At 64.0% G+C, this 26056-nt stretch carries 25 protein-coding genes; 11 read left to right on the top strand and 14 right to left on the bottom strand.

The window, feature by feature from the left end; translation table 11 throughout:
* Position 1: 1 nt before the first annotated feature.
* Complete coding sequence (locus JWQ90_RS04115) at positions 2-1354, bottom strand: NAD(P)/FAD-dependent oxidoreductase (protein WP_299689803.1); 1353 nt, start codon at positions 1352-1354, stop codon at positions 2-4.
* Positions 1354-3810 carry a TonB-dependent receptor gene (locus JWQ90_RS04110; protein WP_299689800.1) on the bottom strand — a complete coding sequence of 819 codons (2457 nt, stop codon included), beginning with the start codon at positions 3808-3810 and terminating at the stop codon, positions 1354-1356. Before JWQ90_RS04110 ends, JWQ90_RS04115 begins: the two co-directional genes overlap by 1 nt.
* Positions 3811-4044: 234 nt before the next feature.
* On the opposite strand from JWQ90_RS04110, the gene JWQ90_RS04105 reads away from it, so the two are divergent.
* From JWQ90_RS04105 to JWQ90_RS04075, 7 genes are all read left to right on the top strand, one after another.
* Positions 4045-4530, top strand: coding sequence for a MarR family transcriptional regulator (locus tag JWQ90_RS04105; protein WP_299689797.1), 486 nt, complete (start codon positions 4045-4047; stop codon positions 4528-4530).
* A gap of 135 nt (positions 4531-4665) precedes the next feature.
* Positions 4666-5373: a hypothetical protein gene (locus JWQ90_RS04100; protein ID WP_299689794.1), complete on the top strand. Its 708-nt coding sequence runs from the start codon at positions 4666-4668 to the stop codon at positions 5371-5373.
* On the top strand, positions 5370-5963 hold the full coding sequence (locus JWQ90_RS04095; RefSeq protein ID WP_299689791.1) for a cytochrome c oxidase subunit 3: 594 nt from the start codon (positions 5370-5372) through the stop codon (positions 5961-5963). The genes JWQ90_RS04100 and JWQ90_RS04095 overlap by 4 nt, the downstream gene beginning before the upstream one ends.
* Before the next feature lie 7 nt (positions 5964-5970).
* Positions 5971-6258: a cytochrome C oxidase subunit IV family protein gene (locus JWQ90_RS04090; RefSeq protein ID WP_299689787.1), complete on the top strand. Its 288-nt coding sequence runs from the start codon at positions 5971-5973 to the stop codon at positions 6256-6258.
* A gap of 88 nt (positions 6259-6346) precedes the next feature.
* Positions 6347-7438 carry a hypothetical protein gene (locus JWQ90_RS04085; protein ID WP_299689784.1) on the top strand — a complete coding sequence of 364 codons (1092 nt, stop codon included), beginning with the start codon at positions 6347-6349 and terminating at the stop codon, positions 7436-7438.
* Between the two features lie 55 nt (positions 7439-7493).
* Positions 7494-8192 (top strand): hypothetical protein, encoded by a 699-nt coding sequence (locus JWQ90_RS04080; protein WP_299689781.1) that lies wholly within the window; start codon positions 7494-7496, stop codon positions 8190-8192.
* Positions 8193-8262: 70 nt separating this feature from the next.
* On the top strand, positions 8263-8406 hold the full coding sequence (locus tag JWQ90_RS04075) for a hypothetical protein (protein ID WP_299689778.1): 144 nt from the start codon (positions 8263-8265) through the stop codon (positions 8404-8406).
* 24 nt (positions 8407-8430) lie between these two features.
* Here the strand turns inward: JWQ90_RS04075 and JWQ90_RS04070 are convergent, their stop codons facing one another.
* Together JWQ90_RS04070 and JWQ90_RS04065 are read right to left on the bottom strand one after the other, a co-directional pair.
* Positions 8431-9465 (bottom strand): spirocyclase AveC family protein, encoded by a 1035-nt coding sequence (locus JWQ90_RS04070; protein ID WP_299689775.1) that lies wholly within the window; start codon positions 9463-9465, stop codon positions 8431-8433.
* A gap of 24 nt (positions 9466-9489) precedes the next feature.
* A complete protein-coding gene (locus JWQ90_RS04065; RefSeq protein WP_299689772.1) occupies positions 9490-11907 on the bottom strand; it encodes a TonB-dependent receptor in 2418 nt (805 codons plus the stop codon).
* A 428-nt stretch (positions 11908-12335) separates the two neighbouring features.
* On the opposite strand from JWQ90_RS04065, the gene JWQ90_RS04060 reads away from it, so the two are divergent.
* The 3 genes from JWQ90_RS04060 to JWQ90_RS04050 all read left to right on the top strand — a co-directional run bounded on the left by JWQ90_RS04060 (position 12336) and on the right by JWQ90_RS04050 (position 13744).
* Positions 12336-13091: a hypothetical protein gene (locus JWQ90_RS04060; protein WP_299689769.1), complete on the top strand. Its 756-nt coding sequence runs from the start codon at positions 12336-12338 to the stop codon at positions 13089-13091.
* A 65-nt stretch (positions 13092-13156) separates the two neighbouring features.
* Positions 13157-13366 carry a hypothetical protein gene (locus JWQ90_RS04055; protein WP_299689766.1) on the top strand — a complete coding sequence of 70 codons (210 nt, stop codon included), beginning with the start codon at positions 13157-13159 and terminating at the stop codon, positions 13364-13366.
* 108 nt (positions 13367-13474) lie between these two features.
* The gene (locus tag JWQ90_RS04050) at positions 13475-13744 is read left to right on the top strand and encodes a cytochrome C oxidase subunit IV family protein (protein WP_299689763.1); all 270 of its coding nucleotides are present in this window, start codon (positions 13475-13477) and stop codon (positions 13742-13744) included.
* Between the two features lie 3 nt (positions 13745-13747).
* On the opposite strand, the gene JWQ90_RS04045 is transcribed toward JWQ90_RS04050, so the two are convergent.
* From JWQ90_RS04045 to JWQ90_RS04000, 10 genes are all read right to left on the bottom strand, one after another.
* Positions 13748-14755 (bottom strand): AraC family transcriptional regulator, encoded by a 1008-nt coding sequence (locus tag JWQ90_RS04045; RefSeq protein ID WP_299689760.1) that lies wholly within the window; start codon positions 14753-14755, stop codon positions 13748-13750.
* A gap of 97 nt (positions 14756-14852) precedes the next feature.
* A complete protein-coding gene (locus JWQ90_RS04040; RefSeq protein WP_299689758.1) occupies positions 14853-15035 on the bottom strand; it encodes a hypothetical protein in 183 nt (60 codons plus the stop codon).
* Between the two features lie 56 nt (positions 15036-15091).
* Positions 15092-16840 carry a VWA domain-containing protein gene (locus JWQ90_RS04035; protein WP_299689755.1) on the bottom strand — a complete coding sequence of 583 codons (1749 nt, stop codon included), beginning with the start codon at positions 16838-16840 and terminating at the stop codon, positions 15092-15094.
* 20 nt (positions 16841-16860) lie between these two features.
* Complete coding sequence (locus JWQ90_RS04030) at positions 16861-17640, bottom strand: CbbQ/NirQ/NorQ/GpvN family protein (RefSeq protein WP_299689752.1); 780 nt, start codon at positions 17638-17640, stop codon at positions 16861-16863.
* Positions 17641-17730: 90 nt separating this feature from the next.
* Positions 17731-18981 carry an outer membrane protein transport protein gene (locus tag JWQ90_RS04025; protein ID WP_299689749.1) on the bottom strand — a complete coding sequence of 417 codons (1251 nt, stop codon included), beginning with the start codon at positions 18979-18981 and terminating at the stop codon, positions 17731-17733.
* 209 nt (positions 18982-19190) lie between these two features.
* Positions 19191-19943 carry a helix-turn-helix domain-containing protein gene (locus JWQ90_RS04020; protein ID WP_299689746.1) on the bottom strand — a complete coding sequence of 251 codons (753 nt, stop codon included), beginning with the start codon at positions 19941-19943 and terminating at the stop codon, positions 19191-19193.
* A 129-nt stretch (positions 19944-20072) separates the two neighbouring features.
* Positions 20073-20876 (bottom strand): enoyl-CoA hydratase-related protein, encoded by an 804-nt coding sequence (locus JWQ90_RS04015; protein WP_299689743.1) that lies wholly within the window; start codon positions 20874-20876, stop codon positions 20073-20075.
* On the bottom strand, positions 20873-21721 hold the full coding sequence (locus JWQ90_RS04010; RefSeq protein ID WP_299689740.1) for an SDR family NAD(P)-dependent oxidoreductase: 849 nt from the start codon (positions 21719-21721) through the stop codon (positions 20873-20875). The genes JWQ90_RS04015 and JWQ90_RS04010 overlap by 4 nt, the downstream gene beginning before the upstream one ends.
* Positions 21722-21725: 4 nt before the next feature.
* A complete protein-coding gene (locus JWQ90_RS04005) occupies positions 21726-23345 on the bottom strand; it encodes an AMP-binding protein (protein WP_299689738.1) in 1620 nt (539 codons plus the stop codon).
* A 197-nt stretch (positions 23346-23542) separates the two neighbouring features.
* Complete coding sequence (locus tag JWQ90_RS04000) at positions 23543-24550, bottom strand: NADP-dependent oxidoreductase (RefSeq protein ID WP_299689735.1); 1008 nt, start codon at positions 24548-24550, stop codon at positions 23543-23545.
* Between the two features lie 104 nt (positions 24551-24654).
* On the opposite strand from JWQ90_RS04000, the gene JWQ90_RS03995 reads away from it, so the two are divergent.
* Entirely contained in the window at positions 24655-25806 is a 1152-nt protein-coding gene (locus JWQ90_RS03995; RefSeq protein WP_299689732.1) for an acyl-CoA dehydrogenase family protein, read from the top strand.
* Positions 25807-26056: the final 250 nt, after the last annotated feature.

The raw sequence follows: 26056 nt of genomic DNA, 5'->3' as shown, positions 1-26056 counted from the left end.
GTCACTTGTCTACAGCGCCCGCCGTCACGCCTAGCCGCTGGATGCGTTCCGCGAGCAGCTTGCCACTACTGACCGCGGCCTCCATGCCCATCGACAGAAAATCGCTGCCGAACTGCACGCAATCGGACTCGTCGATCTCTGATTCGTAGTCGCGGATGCGCTGGTACAGGCCGCGCTCGCTCCTGATGATCGCGTACGGCCAGCGCTGCACGACGTAGGTCTCGACATCTGCGCTGACATCGCCGATGAAGCCACGTGCCATGCGCAGGGCCTCGTTCAGAATCTCCGGGTCCGGCCGCTCGAAATTCGCTGCGGACCATTCTTCGCGGAAGAACAGCGACACCACCGCCTTGCCGGCCGGCGCGCGGCCGGGTGCTTTCAGATGATCCATGACGATAGTCGTCAGATCGCGATGCTCGCTCTCGGGCGGCAGCACGAAAGTCTCGCTGATCGGCGGCGGACGGCGCAAGCCCAGATGCACGTTAACACTGCGCAGCGGCTTGGCCGAGTGCAGAAAGCGGCGCTGCTTGTCACCGAGATTCGGCGCCAGTTCCAGCAGCGCCGGCGGCGGCAGCGCGATGATGCAGGCGTCGAAGCTCTCGCTGAAGCCGCCCTGCGGACCCTGCCCGGCCACACGCACTTTCCCATGCTGCTTGCTGACCGACTGCACCTGCATCCGATACTCCACCGGCAGCCGCGTGCTCAGCGTTTCGGCCAGGAAATTGATGCCTCGATCGAAGCCGTAGACATAGGGCGCCGCATACTGCCGCAGCATCCACAGCAGTTCGCCGATCGGCGCGTTCGACGTGGAATTCAGCGTATTGCCGCGAATGATCGGGCCGGCGATGTACTCGTTGATTTCGTCGCCGAGTTCGCGCTTCACATAGCTGGCGATGGTCTCGCCGTCCCACTCGGCCAGCGGCGACAGCGACTGGTAGTTGGAGCGGTTCCAGCTGCGCAGCATCGGAACCAGCAGCTTCAGCAGCCGCAGCTTGGCGCCGAACGAAATCAGCTTCGTAGCAAGCAGACTGCGCACCGGCCGGCTCAGGTCCAAACGATGAATACGGCCGTTGCGCGGGATACCGATCAGCGGCTGCATTTTGTGCAGATGGGCACTGATGCCAAGCTCGGCTATCAGCGCGCAGGTCACTGCGTAAGTCGGCAGCATCGTGATCGCGCCGACGTCGAACACGAAGCCGTCCTTGCGGATCGACATCGTCCGGCCGCCTGCGACGTCGGCCTTCTCGAATACTTTCACGCGCAGACCGGCGCTCTGCAGCCGCCACGCGGCGGTGAGGCCAGTCAGGCCGGCACCGACGATGGCGACGCTGAAAGGTTCGCGGGCGGGAGTCATCAGAAATCCCAGTTCAGGCGCAGGCCGTAAGTGCGCGGCGGCGCGAGCAGGTTGGCGGTAGCGAAATCCAACTCCTGCTTGACGTAGCTGTACTTGCCGCCGTTGATGTTCTTGACGAACGCAGTGATGCGCGTGCCCCAGGCCCTGTGGAAATAGCTGGCCCGCGCGTTGACCACGTAATACGCATCCTCGCTGGCAGTCTCGGTATTCTGCGCCGAGTAGAAGAAACCGGAGTTGTAGTAGACGTCGGCTGCCACCTCGACGCTGCCCGAATCGATATCCATGCCGTAGCCAAGCCCGGAGTTGCCGGAGAACTTGGGCGTGCGCACCACCTTGTTGCCGGTGAAATCGCGGTTCGGGAAGATCGTGCCATCGAAATACACGCCGGTCTTCTCGTCGAAGCCGCTGCCCTCCTTGTACGAGGTGTAGATGCCTTTCAGATACGCGCCACCGGCGGTCAGCACCAAGCCCGGCACCAGCTCCGGCAGGAACTCCCAGGTGGCATCGAAATCCGCGCCGCGGATCCGCGCGCCGCCCGCGGTCTCGAACTTGACCGCGCCGCCGCTGGTCAGTGAAATCGTCTGAACCTGCAGATCCTTGATCTTGTTCTGGAACACCGCGGTGTTGAAGCGCAGGTGACCATCGAGAATCGTCGTCTTGTAGCCGAGTTCGTACGCGGTGACTTTTTCCGGTTTGATGTACTGCGTCGGCGTGTAGATGTTGATGATGTTGTAGGTGCCGCTCTTGAAGCCCTGCGTGTACGACAGATAAATCAGCTGGTCCTCGGCCGGCTTGAAATCGAGCACCGCCTTCGGCGAGAAGTTCGACGTGTGCGCCGACTGGGTCGGATAGCGGATCAGCAGTGTGCCGGCATCGCCGGAGCTGGGATCGGTGGCGAGATTGACATTGGATTTCACCAGATCACGCGTCTCCACCTGGTAGCGGCCGCCGACGGTTGCGTCGAGCCAGTCGGTGATGTCGTAGGTGCCCTGGAAGTAACCAGCGGTCGACTGGGTATCGAGCACGCCCTCCAGACCGAGGGTTACGCCGTTGTCGATGTAGTCCAGCAGCGGGCCCAGGCCCTGCGTGTTTTTCAGGAAGCTGATCAGCGGCGAAGTCACACCCGTCAGCGGCCCGGTCGGCGCGGCAAGATAAGAAATGGCACCGGGGGCAGCCGAGAAATACAGCGGATCGTAGCCGGCGGAACTGTCGATGTAGTACAGGCCCGCGATCCACTTGAAGCGATCGGCGAACGGCGTGTCCTGGTTGGACAGCAGCTGCAGTTCGCCGGTGAACACGTCCGCGAACTGGCCGATCGATTCGAACGTGAAAAGCGGCTGGCTGGAGCCGTCGTAGTCCGCGAGCGCCGGCGAGGTGATGTGCTGGTTGGCGACGATCGCACGTGTATCGAACCACGGCGTCGTGTACTTGATGTCGCCGGAGAAAATCGTCGCCTTGGTCGAGATGTAGACCGGTGCGTCGATACTGGTCTGGTAGGCCGGCGCCTCGGTGACGCCCAGCGCCGTCCCCAGCGGCTTGACGTCGGTGGCTGGCAGCATCATCGACTGCGCGCCGTCGACATTCAGCTGGGTAGCCGCCAGCACCACTTTCAGCTCATCGGTCGGCGTCCACGCGAGCTTGAAGCGGCCGCCCTTGGTTTTCTCTTTCGGGAACACGCCGCGCGGAGAATCGGCCGAGCGGCTGTAGTAGTTTTCTTCGGTGTTGTAGATCGCACCCACCGACACCGCCAGCGAATCGACGATCGGCAGGTTGGTGTAGACACGGGCATTCATCTGGTCGAAGCGGCCGCCGCTAAGCAGGATCGAGGTCTCCGCGCTCGGCCCCGGATCCTTGGTGACGATGTTGATCGCGCCGCCAGTAGAATTGCGCCCGAACAGCGTGCCCTGCGGGCCCTTGAGCACCTCGACGCGCTCGACCGCGCCGAACGACGACGCCAGGCTGTGGCCGAACGGGTAGTAGACGTTGTCGATATAGGTGGCGATGCTCGCATCGGCCGACGGAATGAAAGCGTCGGTGCCGACGCCGCGGATATAGATCAGCGAGTAGCCGGCAAACAGGTTGTATTGCAGGCCCGGCACGGTCAGCTGCAGCGCCTTGGGATCGTCGATGCCCTTTGCGTCCAGCGTATCGGCGCTGAAAGCCTGGATCGAGATCGGCACGTCCTGCAGGTTTTCTTCACGCTTCTGGGCGGTGACCACGACCTCCTCGATCAGGCGGCTGGCGCTGCGCTCGCGGGCAGGTGTCGCGGCGTCTTCGGCTGCCGGACCCTGCACCGGGATCGTCGCCGTGCCGGTGTCGGCTGCGGCCAGATTGCCGTCGCTCGCGGACGTCGGCGGCGCGGCAGTATCTTCGACGACAGCCTGCTGCGCGCTCACCGGCAGGCTCAGCCCGCACAGCAACGCTAGCGCTGAGATCCTACCCTTGGCCTTGCTCATCGTCCCTCTCCTGAACACCTGATATCGCCCTCTGCAGGGGCTTGAACCGCGATAGAAGCGGCGCGGTATACAGCGTACTGTATCCATGGAGACAATATGTAAGCAATCTTAAACCCGGACGTCAACTCCGTTCGTCGCGAGGCCCGGTTGGCGGCCTGCCTGGGCTACGCGGTTTCTGCTGTAAACTTTTAAAAATCATTACTTTCACATTACTTTCAGCCGGCGTTGCATGACGTGAACAACAAACTTCCCGAATCGCTCGAGAACTACACCGGCTACCTGATCACCGACATCGGGCGCCTGTACCGTACCGAGATGGACAAGCGCATGGCGCGTTTCGAACTGACCCGTTCGCAGTGGTGGCTGATCTCGTTCCTGTCGCACTTCGAGGGCGCCACGCAGCAGGAGCTTGCCGACGTGATGGACGTCGGCCGCGCCGGCATCGCCAAGCTGATCGACCGGCTCGAGAAAAAAGGCCTGGTGTGCCGCGCCGCCGATGCGCGCGACGGACGATCCAAGCGCGTGTACCTGTCCGAGCGCATCAAGCCGCTGGCGATCGAAGTGGAGAAAGAAATCGCCGACACCGGCCAGAGCTCGATGCGCCGTCTCGGCAAAGACGACATTGCGACACTCAACCGCCTGCTCAATACGATCCGCGCTACCGTGCTCGAAGACCAGCAGGCCTTGGATGCCGCAGACCGGCCGCCGCCCGACGGCTGACGCATCGCACCGCGCATCAATGTAGTTCGCTATAGTACGATGACAAAGGAGCCGTGAGGGCTGCTGGCAGATCATCACGATCGCAGCCGTCACCAGAACGCTCGCTTGGAACGATCGTGGTACCGGGAGATGATGATGGGAACGAGGGGACAATGGCTGTGCCTGTGGTGCGGGCCGGCTTTTCTGCTGCTGTTCGGCATTGGCTTCTGGGGCTGCGCGGGATTCGTGCCGCCGATCGCGCCTTCGCTGGGCGCGGCCGATGTCGCCGCCTACTATCAGAGCCACACCACCGGCATCCGGCTGGGCATGGCGATCGCAATGGGCGGCGCCGGGCTGATCGCGCCGTGGGTTGCGCTGATCACGGTGCTGATGCTGCGCATCCGCGGCAATAGTCCGGCACTGGCCTACACGCAGCTCGGCGCGGGCTGCGGCGGCATCGTGCTGCTGATCCTGCCGACCTTGATCTGGGAGATCACCGCGTTCCGCCCGGACCGCGATCCGCAGCTGACGCTGTTGTTGAACGACATGGGCTGGATCATGATCATCGTGCCCTTCACGCTGGCCACGGTGCAGTGCCTGGCGCTGGCCGCAGCGATTCTGCTCGACAAGGCCGAAACGCCGGTTTTCCCGCGTTGGTCGGGCTATTTCAACGTCTGGATCGCGCTGCTGTTCGTGCCCGGCGCTGTCGCGGTGTTCTTCAAGACCGGCCCGTTCGCATGGAACGGAATCTTTCCCTGGTGGATCCCGTTCGCGTCCTTCGGCACCTGGTTCGTCGTGATGTTTGCGGTGCTGCACCGGATACTCCGCCGGCAATCACTGGCTGTGCCGGCGGTGCCGGCATGAACTCGGCTGTCGATATGCCGCTACCCAAAACGATGAAAGGCCATGTGCCCGGCGAAACCGGCATCTGGGTTTTCGTGCTCGGCGACATGAGCGTGTTCGCGCTGATGTTCGGCACCTTCCTGTATTACCGCGCGCTGGACGTGGATCTGTACATGCGTTCGCAGGCCACGCTGAACCAGAACTTCGGCGCGATCAACACGCTGCTGCTGCTCGCCAGCTCCTGGTTCGTGGTGATGGGCGTCGACGCGGCCCGGCAGCGGCGCACGCGCGCTGCGTCCACACTGTTCGCGTCGGCGTTCGTCTGCGGCATCGGCTTCGCGGTGGTGAAGTTCTTTGAATACCACGAGAAAATCAGCGCCGGCTTGACGCTGACCACCAACGGCTTCTATTCGTACTACTACATGCTCACCGGCCTGCACTTCGCGCATGTGTCGATCGGCCTGGTGCTGCTGGGCTTCATGTGGGCGAAGTCGCGCAAGCCGCTGACCGAGGCCAAGCAGATCATGCTGCTGGAGAGCGGCGCCACCTACTGGCATATGGTCGACGTGCTGTGGATCGTGCTGTTCCCGCTGATCTATCTGCTGAAGTGAGCCCGCGATGACCCTGCTTCGACATCATGCGACCTGGATCTGGCTGCTGCTGGCCACGGTGACCGGCCTGTCCTGGTGGTTCGGCTCCGACCACGGCATCCATTCCAGCACGCCGCACGCCGGCATCGCGATCGGCCTGCTGATCGCCGCCTGCATCAAGGCCCGGCTGATCATCTTCCACTTCATGGAGGTGCGGCATGCACCCTGGCCGCTGCGCCTGGTCTGCGATGTCTGGGTGCTGGTGGTGGGCGTTTCGCTGATCTCGCTTTACTGGATGGGCTTGCCGCCGGCCTGAAGCACTGCGCTCGCAAGCTCGGACAGCATGGAACTTCCAGCCGGATGACTAAGGGCTCGTAAATCGCCACAGGAGGAAATCTGCCGCCATGAAAAACCCTATGAGAGTCGTCGTCTGGGGCCCGGGTGGCCTCGGCATGGTCTGCATTCGCGAGATCTCGATGCTCAAGGAATTCGAGCTGGTCGGTGTGCGCGCCTACAGCGATGCCAAGCACGGCATGGATGCCGGCGCCTTGATCGGCATCGCGCCGATCGGCGTCAAGGTGTCGTCGAACGTCGAAGAGATGCTCGCGATCGACTGCGATGTCGTGCTCTATACCGCGCGCGACCTTGCCACCTACAACAATGACGAGGAGATCGTACAGCTGCTGGCGGCCGGCAAGAACCTCGTTACCGCACTGCCCTATCACTACATGCATGTCGTACGGCCGCCGGAGTACGTCGCGCGCGTGGAGGCCGCGTGCAAGCGGGGCAACAGCGTATTCCACGCCACCGGCGTCAATCCTGACCTCGTCGGCGAACGCCTGCTGCTGGCACTGACCGGCCTCTGCAATGACGTACGCCACGTCAAGATGCAGGAAAACTGGGACGTCTCGTTCCTGGAGCCCGAGACCTTCAAGGTCTGTGGCTACGGCGAGTCGCCGGAAGTCGCAGCGCAAAGTCCGGTGGTGCTGGCGATCTCCGGCAACTTCGTCAAGCAGGGGCTCGCGGCCTGGGCCGAGACTATGGGCGTGACCTACGATCGCATCACGGTCGAAAACGAGTATCCGGTCGCCGCTCAGGACTTCTCGCACGGCAGCCTGTTCGTCAAGAAAGGCACTGTCAGCTGCATCACGACGCGCATGTGCGGTTATCTCAAGGATGCCGAACGTCCGTTCATGACGGTCGAGGTCAACTGGGCGATCACGCACCAGAGCCTGCCGCCGGGTGTCGAGAAAGTGCAGGGCTGGGTGCTGACGATCGAAGGCCGGCCATCGGTGCGCACGGTCATCGACATCAAGTCCGACTTCAGTACCGGCGAGCGTTTCATCGTGCCGGGCGACACGCGCACCGAGTCGGGCTATCACGCCGTGGTTGCGACGCTGCTCAAAGCCGTGCCGAAAGTCATGAAGGCGCCGCCCGGCATCCTCAAGCCCTTGGGCACACCGATTCATTGGCTGCCGGATTTGCGCAACCTGTAAGACGCATCCCAGTCACATCGAGACCCAGTCACATCGAGAAACTACGGAAAAGTCGATGAACACGAGATTGCAATTGTTCTGCGCGTGGATGGGGCCGGTGTTCCTGGTTCTGTATGGTCTGGCCTTCATGGCCCTCGGCAAGTACATCCCGCCGCAACCGCCAAGCTGGAGCCCGGTAGACGTGGCGATGTTCTACGCGGAGCACACCAACCGCATCCGCATCGCGCAGCTACTCGGCATCATCTTCAGTACGCTGCTGTTCCCGTGGTTTGCGGTCATCTCGGTGCAGATGGCGCGCATCGAGGGGCGCTATCCGATGCTCTCGCTGATGCAGTTCGGCGGCGCCACCTTGCTGATCGTGTTCTTTCAGATCTGCAGCATGCTGTGGATTATCGCCGCATGGCGGCAGGACCTGGACCCCGCGATCGTCCGCATGTTGCACGAGAGCGCCTGGCTGATCTTCGTCATGGTATTCCCGGCTTTCACGATGCAATTGATCTGCCTGGCCATCGCGGGATTCATGGACAAGAGCCCGAATCCGGTGTGGCCACGCTGGGCCTGCTACTTCAACATCTGGGTCGGCTTCGCCGGCATGGGTGGCGGACTCGCCTGCTTTTTCAAGAGCGGCCCGTTCGCCTGGAATGGCTTGATCGGGTTCTACATTCCAGTCGCAATGTTTTCCATCTGGCTGTTCATCAACGCCTCGCTGATGATCAAGGGTATCAAGCAGCAGGCAGAACTCCCGTCAACCTGAACGTCTCGTCTTGCCATCACGTCAATGAATTTTCGTTAGGCGACATTCGCGAAGCCCGGGCGCATGTTTCATGCCCGTCAACATTCGCCGCGGCGGGCTTACGCTGATGCAGGAACGCGGCTTTGGCCCCGACATCGTGGTTGCCGGGACCGGTGTTGACATCGAGCGACGAAGCGAACCGGCCTATCTTCCGGCCTACGCGGTGCCTGGATGAACCTGCAGTAAGCCTGCGTCGCGGCTAGTAAGGCGGTCGCGGCATCGCGATGCCCGGCCCGGGGCATAGATCCCGATTCGGGCCGACGACGCACATGCCATTTTCGAGATGGCTCGGATAGCGCAGGAAAGGATCGGAATGCATGCCGAAGCTGATCATCGGGATCGAGTAACACAGTGCCATGAACAAGTGCATGAAACCATAGACGGCGAAGAAGCGCAGCACGGTCTTCACCGGCTGCGAATACGAAAGCCGGTCCAGCCCGCGTTCGGCCAGCGTCTGGCCCTTGTCATCGCGAAAGAAGCGCAACATGCCGCCGGATGCGATCACCGCGCCGAACAGAATGCCCTCGTACATCGGGAACTGGTAGGGCCTGCCATAGAACAGGCTCAAGCCCTTGATTGCGCCGGGCCACGCGAAGGTGCCGGCCGCCGCCAGCGACACTTCGGCCGCCACGTCGAGCACCACGCACAGGGCAAGGCCGGCGAGCATCAGCTCCGGCGCGCTGGCGCGTGGGAAGCGCTGCCGGATGCGGCTCATCAACCAGAACGCGCTCATCCCCGCCAGAAATCCCAGCCACAGGTAACCGAAGCCCATCACCAGGATCGGCTCCGGCAAGTGATTGCCGGCCGGGCTGATCCAGCCCGGCAGCGATCCCAATGTCCATGATCCCCTGTTGACCCAGTACGAACTGTAGTAGAGCTGAGTGCTGGCCAGGTTACCCATCGGGTCCTGAAACCACAGCGTGAAATAAGACACCACGAGCATGCCGTCGAGCGTGAACCGCCGCTCGCGGATCAAGGGCGCAACCAAAAATTTCAGCACGATGAAGACGCAGACGATCGGCGAGATCACCTGGGTGACATGGATCACCTGCCGGGTAAACTCCGGCACGCTGCCGACGTCGACCGGCCGCGGAGCAAAGTTGGCCGAGCCTATCCATCGCGCCCAGACATAGCACTCGAAAGCGGCGAATACCGCGCCGGTACCCGCCCAGATCGCGACCGGGCTGATGCGGCGCGGCATGATCGATTCGGCGCTGGCCACAGCGGCAGGCATCGCAGACGATCTCGACATGGCAGCTCAGAAATCCCAGTTCAGACGCAGGCCGAAGGTTCTCGGCGGAGCCAGCGTGACATTGGTGCCGAAGTCGGCGGTAAAGCCGGAGAAGCTGTAGGCCTTGTCGTTGAGGTTCTGGCCGAACGCGGTAATGCGCAGCTTCCACGGATCGTACAGATATCCGACGTGGGCGTTGAGCAGATAGTAGGAGCCCTGCCGCGCCACGTCGGTATTCTGCGCGCTGTAGTAGAAGCCGCTGTTGTAGTAGACGTCGGCCGACAACTCCAGCGAACCCTGGCCGACTTCCAGCGTCTGGTTCACCGCAAAATTGCCGGTCTGCTTCGCGGTGCGCGGAATCCGGTTGCCGGTGAAATCGCCGCTCTTGCTGAAGAACAGACCGGTCTGCTCGTTGAACCCGCTGCCGTTGCGGTAGTCGGTGAACACCGCGTCGAGATACGACACGCCCAGCGTCAGCACCAGGCCGGGATCGGCGTCCGGCAGCGGCACCAGCAGCGTATCGAATTCGGCGCCGCGGATTCTGGCGCTGCCGGCGTTTTCAAACGTGATCGCGCCGCCGTTCACCAGGGACACATAAGTGACCTGCGGGTGCCGGATGTCGTTCTGGAAAATCGCGGCGTTGAAACGCAGCTTGTGGTCGAAGTATTCCGACTTGAGCCCGAGTTCGTAGGCATTGACTACCTCCGGCTGAACGTAGCTCGGCGGCGTATAGATGTTGATGCCGTTATAGGTGCCGCTCTTGTAGCCCTTGGACCAGCTCAGATAGACCAGCATGTCGTCGGCCGGCTTGAAGTTCAGCGACACCTTGGGCGTGAAATTGTGCTGCGTAATCTTGGGCTCGTGGTACCGGAACAGCGGCAGATCGTTGTTGCCGTTGCCCGATTCCAGCAACACGTCCTGCCGCGTCAGAAAGCGGTCCTCGATCTGGCCGCGCAGGCCCAGCGTCAGATTGAACCAGTCGCAGAAGTCGTAATCGCTCTGCGCGAATGCGGAGTACGAGTTGGTTCTGAGCACGCCGTGGATATCGACCTGCACGCCCGGCGTCGCCGAGCCCAGCCCGGGGATACCCTGGAGAAATTGCTCGACCGCATCCAGCACCTCGGGCGTCAGCAATCCCGCACCGATTCGCGGGACTCCGCTGCCGGCGATTTCCAGCGTGATCGGATCGTAGCCGCCGAGGCTATGCAGGTAGTACAGGCCGCCGATCCACTTCAGCCGATCCGACATCCAGCTCGACGCGTTCGACGCGATCTGGAATTCGGCCGTGGTCACACGGTTGTAGGCGTTGTTGGTGAAGAACGAGACCAGATCCTTGGCCGAATTATCGAAGTCGTAGTACGCGTCCTCGGTGACGATGTCCTGGTAGCCGGTGATCAGTTTCAGATCGAAGGCCGGCAGATTCCACGTGGCATTGCCGGCGATCACCGAATTGCTGACCGCCAGCTTCGTGGGTTCGTTGCGATGGATTTCGTAATCCTGCTGTTCGGCTTGAATGCCGAGCAAGGTCGCCAGCGCGCTGGGCTTGGTCAGCGCACCGATGGTGCTTCCGGTACCGACCTGCCTGATGTGATAAGCCGTCAGGCCCAGATCAAGTTCCTCGATCGGGAACCAGCGCAGCTTGACCCGCGCGCCGTAGCTTTCGTCCGGGTAAAGCCGATCGGCAGGGGCGGATTCCAGCGATCCGAGATCGTCGGTGATGAGCTTGTAGTACGGATCGGTATGGTTGTAGATCGCCGAGACGCTCGCGGCGAGCGTGTCGCTAATCGGCGTGCTGGCATAGACCTGGACTTTCTTGTCGTCGAAATTGCCAAGCTCGGCCTGCGCCGAGATCTCGGTGGTCTGATCCGGCGACTTGGTGATGACATTGATCGCGCCGCCGGTGGAGTTGCGGCCGAACAAGGTGCCCTGCGGGCCTTTCAGCACTTCCACGCGCTGGATGCCGCCGAAGGAATTGACCAGGCCCTGCTGCGCCGGAATGTACAGGCCGTCGACATAGGTGGCGACGCTGGGATCGGCATACGGCAGGAACGAATCCGTGCCGACACCGCGCAGATAGATCAGCGTGAAACCCGCGGTCTCGGTGAATTGCAGGCCGGGCGTGACGCGGCCCAGGTCCTTGGTGCTTTCGACGCCCATCGCCTGCAACTGCTGCTCGGAGAAAGCCGCGACCGAAATCGGCACGTCCTGAATCGCCTCCTCGCGTTTCTGCGCGGTGACGACGATCTCTTCGATCAGACGATTTGCGCCTCTCGGCTTGTCGTCACCTGTCGGCGCATCGCTTTCCGCCGACGGCGGAAGCGTGATCGTCGCCAGTGTATCCGGAGCGGCGCGATCCGCATCGTCGGCCTGGTTTTCCTGCGCGGCCAGCGGCGTGACGACCGCCGACAAGATCAGCGCACTGCTGATCATTCTTGCAACCGACATGAGTCCCCTTCTCCGTGCGGAGTCTTTCTTATAGTGGCTGATACGAGCGTGCCGACCGACCGCCCTGAAATCCTTTCGGTGAGCATTACGCAATATTCGCGGCGCCAAGAACAGACGCGCGGCGGGCCAATCTGTTGCGGATCAGGCCAGATATCGAACTGCAGTTTTAAATGCGCGCCACGACATCAGTTCGCGTGGCCGCATACGCAACACTTTGGCCGCTCAGCCATCTTGCGGCGCCGCCACGACTGCAGCGTAATGAGCCACGCATCGCCCCTACATTCGGAGAGCGCGCCTCGCTGCGCAGAAAAAGCCGTGGGCGCGCTGCCACGAAGTCCCGCTATTTCCCCCATGTCACCGCCGGCGCCGGCCGTCGATACGCAAACTCCGCCTGAGCTTGCATTGGTTTTGGTACTACAGGAGCAACCATGAAACAGACAGAAATGAATACGAGCGTGATGCGTGCGCTCGTATGGTCCGGCGTCGTGCTGATCGTCGCGATGCTGGTGGCTCAGGGCTGGCTGATGGGTTTCATCCCGCCACCCGCACCGTCGCTCAGCGCCAAGGAACTCGCGCAGATCTTCATCGAGCGCCAGGACGGCATTCGCCTGGGCACGCTGATCCAGTGCATCTGCTGGTCGTTCTGGAACACCTGGGCGATCGCGATCACGATGTTCATCCGCAAGATGGAGCGCGGCATGCCGGTGCTCACCTACGCATCGATCGCCAACATCGGCGGCGGCTACGTGTTCTTCATCCTGATCCCGATGACCTGGGCGGTGATCGCCTTCAGGGCCGAGTCGCTCGACCCGGCCACGATCCAGATCATGAACGACTGGGTGTGGTTCGATTTCCTGTTCACCTGGCCGCCGTTCGCGCTGTGGATGGTGATCATCGCTGTCGCGATCTTCAACGATCACAACCTGCCGACCGTGTTCCCGCGCTGGGCCGCCTTCTTCAACCTGTGGTGTGCACTGCTGATCTTCCCGGCCGGCCTGATCGTGTTCTTCAAGACCGGGCCGTTCGCCTATAACGGGCTCATCTCGTTCTGGTTCGCATTCTTCGTGTTCTTCGGCTGGATGGTGGTGATGACCGTGCTGACCTTGCGGACGATCAGCGCCGAAGAGCGCCGGCTGTCGCTGGCTACGCAGCACAGCGGCAGGCCGGCCGCGCTGCCGGCCTGAGAGGCTGTGAGTTCGTCGCGATGGCGGTGCACGCGGCGCGCAGGCAACGCGGTAGAACGACGCCGATGCTGCTGATGCTGGCGTTCGTCTGCGGCCTGGGCTTCGCCATCCTGAAAATCATCGAGTACTGCGAGAAATTCGCCGCCGGCATCACCGTGACGAGCAACGATTTTTACACGTACTACTTCGTGTTCACTGGCATCCACTTCGTGCACGTGCTGATCGGCATGGGCGTGCTCGCATTCATGGCGCGCCATACCTGGGCCGACGCGTAGCACGAGCACAAGCTCCGCAACCTGGAAAGCGCCGCCAGTTTCTGGCACGTGGTCGATCTGCTGTGGATCGTGCTGTTCGCGCTGCTCTATCTGCTCCGATAGACGGGCATGCGATTCTTTCTGTTCAACCGCATCACGCTGGTGTGGTTCCTGCTCGTGGCGGCGACCGCGCTGTCCTGGGAAATGGGCCATGGCTCCGGCGAAGCCCGGCACGCCGGAGTGGCGATCATCGTCGTCGCATTCATCAAGCTGCGCTTCGTGATTCTCGAGTTAATGGAGATTCGCTACGCCCCGCGTTTCATGCGTGTCGTCGCCGAAGTCTGGACAGTGATCGTCTGCACGACGCTGGTCACGCTGTTCTGGACGGCAAAGCAATAAAGATCAACCAACCTGCAAGATCTGCTGGCGATACTCCCGGGCGGTTTTGCCGGTCCAGAGCTTGAACGAGCGCCTGAAGGCGCTGTGATCCTTGAAGCCGAGCAGATAGGCGACCTCCTTGGTCGACATCCGCGTCGAGCGCAGATATTCGCAGGCGAGATCGGCGCGGAATTCGTCGACCAGCTTCTGGTAGCTGGCGCCCTCCTCGCTGAGGTGGCGGCGCAGCGATCGCGGACTCATGCCGAACTGATGCGCGGCGGCGTCGAGTTTCGGCAAGGTACGTGGGCTGCGCAGGAAAATGTCGCGCAGCCTGCCGCTGATCGGACCACTGCTTTCGATCTGCTGCAGGATCTGGCCGCAGTGCTGCAGGCAGATCTTGTTGAATTCCTCGTCGGTGGTGCGCAGCGGCGCGTCCAGCCACTGGTGCGCGACCACCGCGCTGGAACGTTCGGCGCCGAAGCGGATCGGGCAGCCGAACTGCTCGTCGTAGCGCCGGCGGTGTGCGGGCGCCGGATAGGTGAATTCCAGGCGCCTCACTACCGGCTCGCCGCCGGCGAGGATGCCGCCGATCTTGTACATCATCACCAGGATTTCTTCGACGCAGAAAATATAGATGGCGTCGATGTCGGTGGGTTCGACGACGCTGACCGTCAGGCCGTCGTCGGTTTCTTCCTCGAGTTCGAGCTTGCTCATGATGCCGACCAGCGAGCTGCTGTACTGGCGCCACAGCTGCAGCGTCTGGCGCATGGTGCGGCAGGACATGATCGCGTAGCCGACGATACCCAGATCGGCGGGCTCGGCATTGTGGCCGGTTTCGAAGCCGATGCCGGGATCGCCGCTCAGCTCGATCATGTTGCCGATCACCTTGCGGCACTGGCGAGCGTCGATCAGGTAGTTCGGGTCCTGCAGGCGCCGACTGTCGATGCCGGTGCCGGCCAGCACCTGATCCGCGGCAAAGCCCTTGGCCTGCATCACCGCAAGATAGTGTCGGATTCTGACCGGGCGCAGCATCGAGTCAATGATTCCAGGGCTGGGCGATGCGCGCCAGTCTAGCGACAATCCTGCGGCGCAAGGCCGTCCAAACGCGTCAGCGGCGTGAACGTCTCGATCAAGCTTCCCCGGAAGCCTGTCGCCTGACGCCCTTGATCAGCAGCGTCGAGAAAATCAGGCTCAGCAACTGGCCGGCTCGGATCGAGTTGGCGTGCTCGCTGTAGAACGCGGCGACTTCGGCGGTGCCGAGGCTGGGCGGATGCGGCGGCAGATAACCGGCGAGCTGCCAGAACGCCAGCATCTAGAGCACCAGGAACGTCGGGCCGGCCCATACGCACAGCAATTGAATTCGGGTATTCATCGGGATGCTCGGGCTGTGCTGGATTGGAGACGGCGTTGCGAAACCGCGCCCAGCGCCTGGCGGCAGACGCGGCGGATGCTCGTCGTGACCTGTTGCGGCTCGTCGACGATCAGCAGATTGGCCGCGCCGAATACCGCGCGCAGCTGGTCCGCGTCACTGCTGCCACCAACGCAGATGCAGACGCAGGCGGTACCGGCGGCGCGTGCTTCTTCCAGCGCCTTGCGTGCGTCGCCTTGGGCATAGGCCGTTTCGTAGTCCTGGTCATAGGCGATGCCGTCGGTGATCAGGATCAGCAGGCGATTCGGCAGGCGCATGTCGGTCCGCAGCATGCGCGCACCGTGACGGATCGCGGCGCCGGTGCGCGTATAGCCCACCGGTTCGAGCTGCGCGAAGCGTTCTGCGACGCACGCGCTCCAGCGCTCTTCCGGCCCCTTCAGCCGCACCGAGCGCACCAGATTGCGCCCCCAGGAATGGAAGCCGAACATCGCCACGGTATCGCCCAGATCGTTGAGCGTGCGGCCCAGCCGATACGCGAGCTGCAGCTGCCGATCGAATACCGATACGCCTGCGCCGCTGCGCTCGCCGGTGGAACCGGAAATGTCCAGGCCGACGACGATCGCCAGATCGCGGCGCGTGCGGCGGCTGGCGCGATAGACGTCCAGCGATGGCGGTGAATGCCCGGTCGCGAGATCGATCGCGGCATCGAGCAGGCGGCCGACGTCGAGTTCGGCGCCGTCCTGCTGGCGGCGATGCATCTGGTGATCCAGGCCGAGGCTGCCGAGCTGACGTTTGAGCTCGTGGCCGGCCGGCTTGAGCACCTCGCCGAGATCGCGCGCGCCCTCGGGGCGCCAGGCCTCAACCTCTTCGACCATCGCCCAGTCCGGCCGGTATTTTTTCTGATGGATGTCCCATTCCGGATATCGCAGGCCGGCGGATTCGCCGCGCGCATCGATGTCCGGCACTTCGAATGGGAGCCTGGCCAGCACCGCGTGCACGCCGCGCCGCAGTGCGCGCTCGATCGAGCCCACCGGCAATTCCGCACCGGCGCCTTCGCCGGCCTTCTTTTCGCGACCACCCTTGGAAGTACCGGCACCGAGGATCTTGTTCAACAGCTCGGCCATCGCATTGCCGGCCGCGAACGGGTTTTGGAACAGGCGCAGCAGCGCGCTTTCCTCGGTGGCGTCGTCGTCGTCGAACTGCCGCTGGGGCTGCTTGTGCTGGAACTCGCCTCGCGCCTGCTGCTGCGTCAGCGCCGACCAGCCTTCCTCGCTGATCGCCTTGCGCAGCGCCATCAGTGGACGCACCGTGCCGAAATACGCGGGCGATTCCGGCACAGGGCGGCGGCTCAGCGCCCACGACAGCGAATCGGCGGCGTTCTGCGGCGGCGCGTGTTCGTGACGCAGTTCGGGCAGATCGAGAAACGCAGTCGGCATTCTCGCGGCCAGCAGGCGCGATGCACGCAGCACTTCGAGACAGGCGTAGCGCCTGGCCGCATCCGGACGGCCCACCAGCCTGCGCAGCAGCTGCAGCTGCAGCGATCCGGCGCCGATCAGCGCGGCCTGCGCGACCACCTGCTTCCATGTCCGCTGCTCGTCGCCCGCGTCGTCCTGCAGCACCGTCGACGGCAACAGGATCGCCTGGCCGTCGCTGCTGGCCAGCGTCTCGCTGCCGCTGGAAACGTGCACGGCGACACGGCGGCCGGCGACCGCACAAGCGAGAAAAAGATAGCGGCTGGCGTCTATCATCGGCAGGTCTTCAGGCCCCTTCAGGCGATGTAGATCCGCATCATCTCGAGCAGTTGTTTCGCGGCGACCGGATCGTCGGTCAGCGGCCCGGTGATCGCCGCTTCCGCGGCGTCCTGCGGCGCGACGCCGTCCTTGATCAGCAGCGCGGTCGATACCAGCGTGCGCGTCGACGCAGCCTCCGGCAATCCTTCATGCTGAAGCTGGCGTATCGCCTGGCCCAGGCGCACCAGGCGGCGCGCGTTGTCGATGTCGATGCCGGTCTCCTGTACCAGGATGCGCTCTTCGATTTCCGGGCTCGGGAACCTCAGCTCGATCGACACCATGCGCTGGCGCGTCGACGGCTTCAGATCCTTGAGCACGCTCTGATAGCCCGGGTTGTAGGACATCACCAGCATGAATTCCGGCGGCGCGATCAGCTTGACGCCGAGACGCTCGACGTTGAGTTCGCGGCGATGATCGGCCAGCGGATGAATCACCACCGTGGTATCGGCGCGGGCTTCGACGACCTCGTCGAGATAGCAGATCGCGCCGTCGCGCACCGCCCGGGTCAAGGGCCCGTCTTCCCAGACCGTCTCGCCGCCGCGCAGCAGGAAGCGGCCGACCAGATCGCCCGCGGTCAGGTCCTCGTGACAGGCGACGGTGATCAGCGGGCGGCCGAGCGCTTCGGCCATCGCCTGCACGAAGCGCGTCTTGCCGCAGCCGGTCGGGCCTTTCAGCAACACCGGCAGACCATTGCGCGACGCCGCTGCAAAAATCTCGCGCTCTTTGCCGGATGCGATGTACGCGGTGCTGCGAACCATAGAGTCTCCTTGCTGTTTTTATCGGCTTCGCGTCGGTGGCACGACAATGCCCGGCCGGCGATGCTCCTGTTGTTCAAGCTTCAAGCGACTCTACCAACGGCGGCTGACGACGAACTGCGCGATCAAGCCTTCCCAGCGATTGTAGGCGTCGGCGCCGAGAGGCAGTTCGGGATTCGTATACGTCATCTCGACGATCGGCTGGTAGTACAGGCAGGAAGAGAACTGCCATTGCGCGGTGAAATCGTGCGAGAAACCCACCGCAAACGTGCGATTGGCGGTCACCGCCAGCGCCGGATTCAGGGTTTGCGCCGGGATCGGGTTGCGGCCGTAGTTGTAGCCGAAGCGCAGGCTCGTGCTCGGGCTCCAGCGGTATTCGGCGCCGATCGCGAAGACATACTGGTCGTGCCAGTCCAGGCGCGACGTCAGGCTCAGATCCTGCGGCACATCGGCGTTGTCCGGCTTCGACAGCATCAAGGTCGAGGCACGCATCGCCGATGACCAGTCGACCCAGTTGATTTCCGTGCTCAGCAGCCAGGCCGGGTTCGGCCGATAGGCGACGCCGATGCCGGCTTCCTGCGCGAGCGTCAAGCCGGCCAGGCTCGCGTCGCGATACACCACGCGGCCCTGGCCGATCGCCTCGTAGTTGACCGTCGCATCGCCGCCTTCCAGCTTCAACCGGGTCTTGCTGGTATAGGCGCCGGCCAGGGTCCAGTTCGGGTTCGGCCGATACTGGAAACCGACCTTGCCGTTGCTCGACCAGCCGCCGGCACCGTCGACGCGGATTCCGAAGAACGGCGCTGTCGCGCCGGATGGATCGGCGACCGAGGTGTCCGGAAAAAACTTCTCGCGCGCCATCGAATAGGTGATGCCGAGCGATGCGCCCAGGCTCAGGGAATCGCCCAGCTGCCAGCCGAAGCCGGGCTCGATCTTGAACGAGCCGAACGTGGCGGACAGCTCGTCCTGCGTGCCGAACGCGGTGTTCAGATCGTCGTAGCTGAAGCCGGCGCCGCCTTGCGCAAACAGGCCGACACCGGCGACGAGCGATGAACCCGGCAGCCGCTGCGCGTAGCCGCCGCTGGCGATGGCCGACAGCAGGTTGCCGACACCCTTGTCATTGCCGTACTGATCGCGATGCCGCGTTCTGCCGAGGTAAAACGGCTCGATATCGAAATCGAAAGCCCGGTCCCGGATCTGTGTCAGGCCCGCGGGGTTGATGTTGAGCGCGGCGGTGTCGCGCGCCACCGCCAGATCGGCACCGGCCATGCCGCCCGACTCCGCGCCGTAGCCGATGTCGTTGGTGCCGTTGCCGGCGATGACGACGGTCGGCGCGATAGCCGTCACGCCGCCCAGTACCGTGGCACAGAGGTTTCGGAACCAAGGCGCGAAGGGATGGTGGCGCGAGACAAGGCGTGAGGAGGAGTCATAGCGGTCGCTATGGCGACGACGAGCAACGCAGTATCGCGTCACCAGACCGAGCGGATTGGTTTCGAAACCTCTGTGCCACGGTACCAGCGCTGCGCGGCCGCCGTTGACCGCCATGCGCCGGCAGTTCATGCGCGCACCGGTTTTTTCCTGGCTGCGCGAGCCGCCGCCGGCGCTCGCTGCTGCTCGGCCTTCTTCAAGGCCGCGACCGCCGCCGCAGAAGCCGGCGCGGTGCACAGCGCCACCAGGCAATCCTCGAGGTTGCGAATGAACAGCTCGGTATCGGTCGCCGGATCGGCCGGCGCACGATCGAGCAGGCGCGAGTGGTCGGCGAGACCGTTGAGAATCAGCGCGACTGCCAGCGTGACGCGCTGCTGCGCGATCGGCTCGGGCAGGTGGTGCATGAACTCGGCGCGCGCGGCATTGAGCCAGTCGATCGGCCCGATCTGGAACACCGCCTCGGTCGCTCCATTGATCGCCGCCGCGTGCGCTGCCGCGAGCTGCGCATTGATGCGGATGAAATCGCGGCCGCCATTACCGTCGAACAATTTCTCGGCCAGCGGATACAGCAGCGTGCCGACGACGGTCGCCGCGGTGTAGCCACCCTGCGCCCGGCTCGCTTCCAGCAGCTGGTTGCGGCGCAGGACGATCGCCGGCAGATGCTTGTCGATGATCGCCTGCAGCAGGCCGCGCTTGTCGCCGAAATGGTAGTGGGTGGCGTTCTTGTTGCGCTGGCCGGCGGCGAGGTTGATGTCGTTGAGCGTGACGCCCTCGATGCCGCGCTCGGCGAACATCCGCTCGGCCGTCGCGATCAGGCGCGCGCGGGTCGCGGCGCTCTTTACGGTTAAGGCGATCTCCTTGTTTACGATCAGCTTCGACACCGCGCTTCTCCCATTCAATAGCCGTTACACCGTCGATTGTCCACATACTGACGGCCGTCTATTTAAGGATGTTACCTTATTTTATACTCAAGGCCAGCGCAGGCAAGACTCACCGCGGCCATCGCCGGATCAGTTGCCGCTGTAGTCGGGTTTGCGCTTGTCGCGGATCGCGTCCATCGCCTCGCGGTGATCCGCGGTGGCGTTGGACAGCGCTTCGTAGGCGATCGAGGCATCCATGATCGAATGCGCCAGCTGCTTCAGGCCGATGTTGATCGAGGCCTTGGTCCACTGCACCGCACGCGCCGGCATGCCGGCGACCTTGTCCGCATAGGCGCGGACGCGGGCGTCGAGTTCGCTCGCGGGCACGGCGTGGTTGATCAGGCCGAGCCGCTCGGCCTCCGGCGCCAGCAGCGCCTCGCCGGTGAACAGGTATTCCTTGGCGCGGTTGTAGCCGATCAGCTGCGGCCAGATCACCGCGCCGCCGTCACCGGCGGCGAAACCGATCGCGACGTGCGGGTCGGCGATCCTGACGTGATCGGCGGCGAAGCTGACGTCGCAGAACAGCGCCAGCGTCGCGCCCAGGCCCATCGCGTGGCCGTTGATCTTGGCGATGATCGGCTTGGGGCAATCCAGCATCGAAAAAATCAGCCGCTTGCCATAGGCCATCGCGTTCCAGAACTTGGGCGGCTCGTCCATGACTTCGCGGATATAGCCGAAGTCGCCGCCGCCGCTGAACGCCTTGCCCTGGCCGGTCAGCACCACGACCCGGGTCTCCGGATCATGTGCCACGTCGGTGAAAAACCGGCACAGCTCGATCTCCATCTCGGCGTTGGTCGCGTTGAGTTGTTCAGGGCGATTCAAAGACACGGTCAACACTGCGTCATCGCGCTCGAACTTCAGCGTGTGGTAGCCGTCGAGATCGATCGCGCTCATTTGAGCGGCTTGTGGTTGACACTCATGCTGAACATCCCGTCCATCCAGCGATCCGGCAACAGCCACGCGAGCCAGCACACGATTTTGGAATCGGTGCCGACGCGATAGCGCGTACGCGGCTTGCGCGCGAACACCGCCTGCTCGATGCCCGCCGCACACTGTGCCGCGCTAATGCCGGACTTGGAAGCCCCGGTCACCAGCTGACAATAGCGCTGGTAGAAATTGCCGTAGAGACTTCTTTGCGAGGCGTCCATCCTGGCCAGCAGCGCTTCGACCTCGCCGGTCTGCCCTGCCAGCATGTCGGTCTTGACGACGCCGGGTTCGATCACGATCACGTGCATATTCATGCCGAGCGTCTCGCGCCGCGCGACGTCGACCAGCGATTCGATCGCGTGCTTGGACGCGCAGTACGCTCCCAGCATCGGCCCCGAAGCCTGGCCCCACAGCGAGGTGATCAGGATCAGGCGCCCACCGTGGCCACGCAGGCGCGGAATACCCGCCTTGATGATGCGCAGGCTGCCCAGCGCATTGGTGTTGAGGGTCTGCTCGAACTCGGCAACCGGCGTCAGCTCGATCGAGCCCGAGGGCGCGATCGCCGCGGGGTTGATCACGGCGTCGAGCTTGCGGCCGGCGAGCAGGCGGTCCACCTCGGTGAAACCGCGCTCGACCGACCCGGTGTCGGACACGTCCATCAGCACGACGTGCAGCCCGGTACTGGGCTTGAAGCGGGCCTCGTCGGCCTGCTTGCGTACCATCGCAAAAACCGTGTCGCCGCGCGCCACGGCGCGCAGTACGAGTTCGTGGCCGATGCCGCGGGCGGCACCGGTGATCAGCAGAGTGGTCATGGCATCACTTGGAGTTTGAGTCGGATGGAGCCGCCAGCAGTCGCTGGCGCAGCAGCGAACGCTGAACCTTGCCCGAGGCGGTGCGCGGCAGGCTGCCGAAAATGATCGTCTTCGGGCATTTGTAGCCGGCGATGCGGCTGCGCACATGCGTGCGCAGTTCTGCTTCGCTGGCGCTCGCACCGGGCCGCAGTTCGACCACCGCCACCAGCTTTTCGCCCCAGTGCGCATCAGGCAGGCCGATGACGCCTGCGTCGAGCACCGCGGCATGCAGGCGCAAGGCTTCTTCGACCTCGACCGGGTACACGTTCTCGCCGCCACTGACGATCATGTCCTTGATGCGATCGGTCAGATACAGAAAGCCCTGCTCGTCGACATAGCCGCCGTCGCCGCTCGCATACCAGCCGTCGACCAGCGCCTCGGCGGTTTTCTCGGGCTGTTTCCAGTAGCCGAGCATGCGCGTCGGCGACTTCACCCAGATCTCGCCGTGCTCGCCGGCCTTGAGCAGCTTCCGGTCCGGCCCGCGGATCTGCAGGCTCATGCCCGGATACGGTTTGCCGACCGACTTCAGCAGATGCGGACGGGCGCTGTCGTGATCCAGCGGCGCCAGCGAGGTCGCCGAGCCGGTGTTCTCGGTCATGCCGAAGAACTGCAGAAAATCGCAGCCGAAACACTCCATCGCGGCGCGCAGCAGGCTCTCGTCCATCGCCATCGCGCCGTAGAAGAGGCCTTTCATGCGCGGTGCGGGCCGCTGCTCGCCGCGCACCCCTTCGAGCAGCGCGCGGATCAGCGTCGGCACCATCCAGCTGTGCTCGACGCGATGTTCGCGGATCAGCTTGAGCATGTTCGCCGCGGTCGGATCCGCTGTGATGATGACCGTGCCTTCGCGCACCAGGCCCATCAGCACCCAGGACATGCCGCCGATATGGAAATTCGGCATCGCCGACAGGCTGATGCAGCCCGCGCCGAGATGGCCGAACTCGGGCGCGCGCAGCTCGGCGTGCCGCGCCAGCGACAGCGCACCATGCGAGATCAGCACGCCCTTGGGCTTGCCGGTGGTGCCGCTGGTATACAGCTGCAGAATCACCTGGTCCATCACCTGTGCGGCGGCGAGCGCCGGTGCCCGGCGCAGCAGCAGCGCGCGCAGGCTTTCGTCGCCGGAACCGTCGACGGCCTCGGTGGAAATCACCGGCACGCTCAGACCGGCACCGGCCAGCGCCTGCGTCGCGGTCGCGCTCAACGCGGGATCGCAGATCAGCAAGCGCGTCCCGGAATCGGCGAGCTGAAAACCGATCTCCGGCGCCGCCAGGCGCCAGTTGATCGGCACCAGCACCAGCCCGGCGCGGATCGCACCGATCAGCACCGGATAGTAGAGATCGCTGTTCGCGCCCAGATAGGCGACGCGATCACCGGGCGCAAGGCCGCGCTGCTGCGCCAGCGCGGCGAACGCATTGCAGCGGCCGTCGAACGCCGCGTAGCTCATCCGCTCGCCGCGGTCGGCGAACACGATCGCGCTCCTGTCGGGGCAATGCCTTGCTCCGAGAGCCGGGATATCGCCGATCCAGATCATTGGGTCGAGCCCGTCGAGAGGCGGGCCCTCGACGTGCGCGTATTCGAGCCCGGACATTGCTGCTCTCCTCGCTACGCTATTCATTGTAAGTGGCTTATAGTTCGTTAACGTACGATGCGGACGCCGAGGCGTCAATCGCCCGTCACGATGCCGCCTGCACGATCCGCCACCGGTAGGTCGGCAATCCCTTGCCGACGAGCAAAATCCGACGCGCAATCGAGGCCTCACGTCGGCAAAGGATTGCCGACCTACGGCTACAGCGGCAGCTGAATCAGCTTCTTGCCGGTATTGCGCCCGGCATAGACGTCGACCAGCGCCTGCGGCGCCCGCTCCAGGCCCTGCTCGATGTCCTCGTCGCAGCGCAGCTTTCCGCTGGCCGCCAGCGCCGCCAGTTCGGCGGCGACCGCGTCATAGCGCGCCGCGTGATCGAAAATCACGAAGCCTTGCATGCGCAGCCGCCGGGTCAGGATTTCACGCTCGTTGCGCGGCCCCTGCGGCGGCGGCACCCAGCACGGGATCGAGATCGTGCCGCACTGGATCACGCGGCCATCGCGATTCATCTGGCGAATCACGCCATCGGCGATATCGCCGCCGACATTGTCGAAGTACACGTCTACCCCTTCGGGGCAGACCCGGCGCAAGCCGTCGCCGATGTGCTGGTGATAATCGAGATAGGCGTCGTAGCGATAATCAGCGACACAGCGCCGCCCCTTGTCGTCGCTGCCGACGACTGCGACCACGCGGCAGCCGGCCAGGTGCGCCAGCTGGCCGGCCAGCGCGCCGACCGCGCCGGCCGCCGCGCTGATCACCACGGTCTCGCCGGAACGCGGCCTGCCGATGTCGTGCAGCGCCATCCAGGCGGTCAGGCCGTTGATGCCGAGCAGTCCGGCCGCCGCCGACAGCGAGGCCTGCCGCGGATCGACACGGCGCAGAACGGCGTCGGGCCGGCACACGCAGCGCTCCTGCCAGCCGAACCATCCGTACAGGTAGTCGCCGACCGGATAGGCATCGTGTTGTGACTCGGCGACGCGGCCTATCGCCAGCGCGCGCATCACCGCACCGACCGCGACCGGCGGCGCGTAATTGTCCTCATCATTGACGTAGCCACGCTGCGCCGGATCGACTGACAGGTAGACGTTCTCGACCAGCAGCTCGCCGTCCGCGAGCGCCGGCAGCTCGGCCGTCGTCAGCTCGAAATGCCGCGCCTGCGGAATGCCGACCGGCCGCGAAGCCAGGATGATCCGGCGGTTGCTGCGACTCATGTCGAGATCTCCGGGTATTGAGTTAGCATGCGTACTATATACTAGCGCCTGGCAGCGGCGAGCGCTGCCGCCGCTCACGCATCTCCCAACCGACAGGCCCGAGCATGATCCCACGTTCGCTCTTCTCTCCCGAACACGAGCAGTTCCGCGACGCGGTGCGCAAGTTCATCGAGCGCGAGATCACGCCGCACCATGAGCGCTGGGAGGAGGAAGGCAAGGTCGACCGCGAACTGTGGCTCAAGGCCGGCGAAGCGGGCCTGCTATGCCCCAACCTTGCCGAGGCCTACGGCGGCTACGGCGCCGACTTTCTGTTCAACGTGATCATCACCGAGGAGATGGCGCGGGCCGGCGCCACCGGGCCGGGCTTTTCGGTGCATTCCGACATGGTGGCCACCTACATTGCGAGCTTCGGCAGCGAGCAGCAGAAGCAGCACTGGCTGCCGAAGATGGCGGCCGGCCAGGCGATCGGCGCGCTCGGCCTGACCGAGCCCTCCGCCGGCAGTGATCTCAAGGCGATCCGCACGCGTGCGCTGCGCGACGGCGACGAGTACGTGATCAGCGGCCAGAAGGTCTACATCTCCAACGGCCAGCTCTGCGACATCATCGTGCTCGCCTGCAAGACCGACCCGGCGGCCGGCGCCAAGGGCATGAGCTTCATCCTGGTCGAGGCCGACCGTGCCGGCTTCCGCCGCGGCCGCAATCTGAAGAAGATCGGCCTGAAGGCCCAGGACACTTCCGAGCTGTTCTTCGACGAAGTGCGTGTGCCGCTGAGCAACCTGCTCGGCACCGAGGGCAGCGCGTTCAAGATGGCGATGAGCAAGCTCGCCGAAGAGCGGCTGACGATCGCGGTGTCGGCGATCACCGTCGCCGAGTCTGCGCTGCGCTGGACCATCGACTACACAAAGGAACGCAAGGCCTTCGGCCAGACGATTTCGGATTTCCAGAACACCCGCTTCAAGATCGCCGAACTGCATGCGGATACGCTGGCCAAGCGTGTATTCGTCGACCGCTGCATCGCGCTGCATCTGGACAAGCAGCTCTCGGCTGTCGATGCGGCCGCGGCGAAGATGCTGTGCACCGAACTGCAGTGCAAAGTCGTCGACGAATGCCTGCAGTTCTTCGGCGGCTACGGCTACATGCTCGAGTATCCGATCGCGCGCGCCTACATCGATTCGCGCATCCGCAAGATCGCCGGCGGCGCGTCCGAGATCATGCGCGAAATCATCGGCAGGGAACTGTTCGCGAAGAACGGGTGAGCCGATTTCAACGGGCGGCATGCTCGATCCGCCTACGGATGCCTGGCGCCGCTAGTGCGATGACTCACAAGTTTGGAAACATTGACGGCAGCGCTGGTCTCCTTCCCCCGCCTGCGGGGGAAGGCCGGGATGGGGGCGCGGGCGCGGAAGAAAGCTCGGTTCTGCCATCACGCCCCCTCCCGCGGTTGGCTTGGGCCGGGAGTGACTCAATGTCACTCCCGGCTAGGCCAACCGCCCTCCCCCGCACGCG

Origin of the sequence: Hydrocarboniphaga sp., from assembly GCF_028291725.1 — a bacterium.
Classification (GTDB): Bacteria; Pseudomonadota; Gammaproteobacteria; order Nevskiales; family Nevskiaceae; genus Hydrocarboniphaga.
Note: the sequence above shows the minus strand (reverse complement) of the source record. Positions and strands in the feature narration are given on the sequence as shown.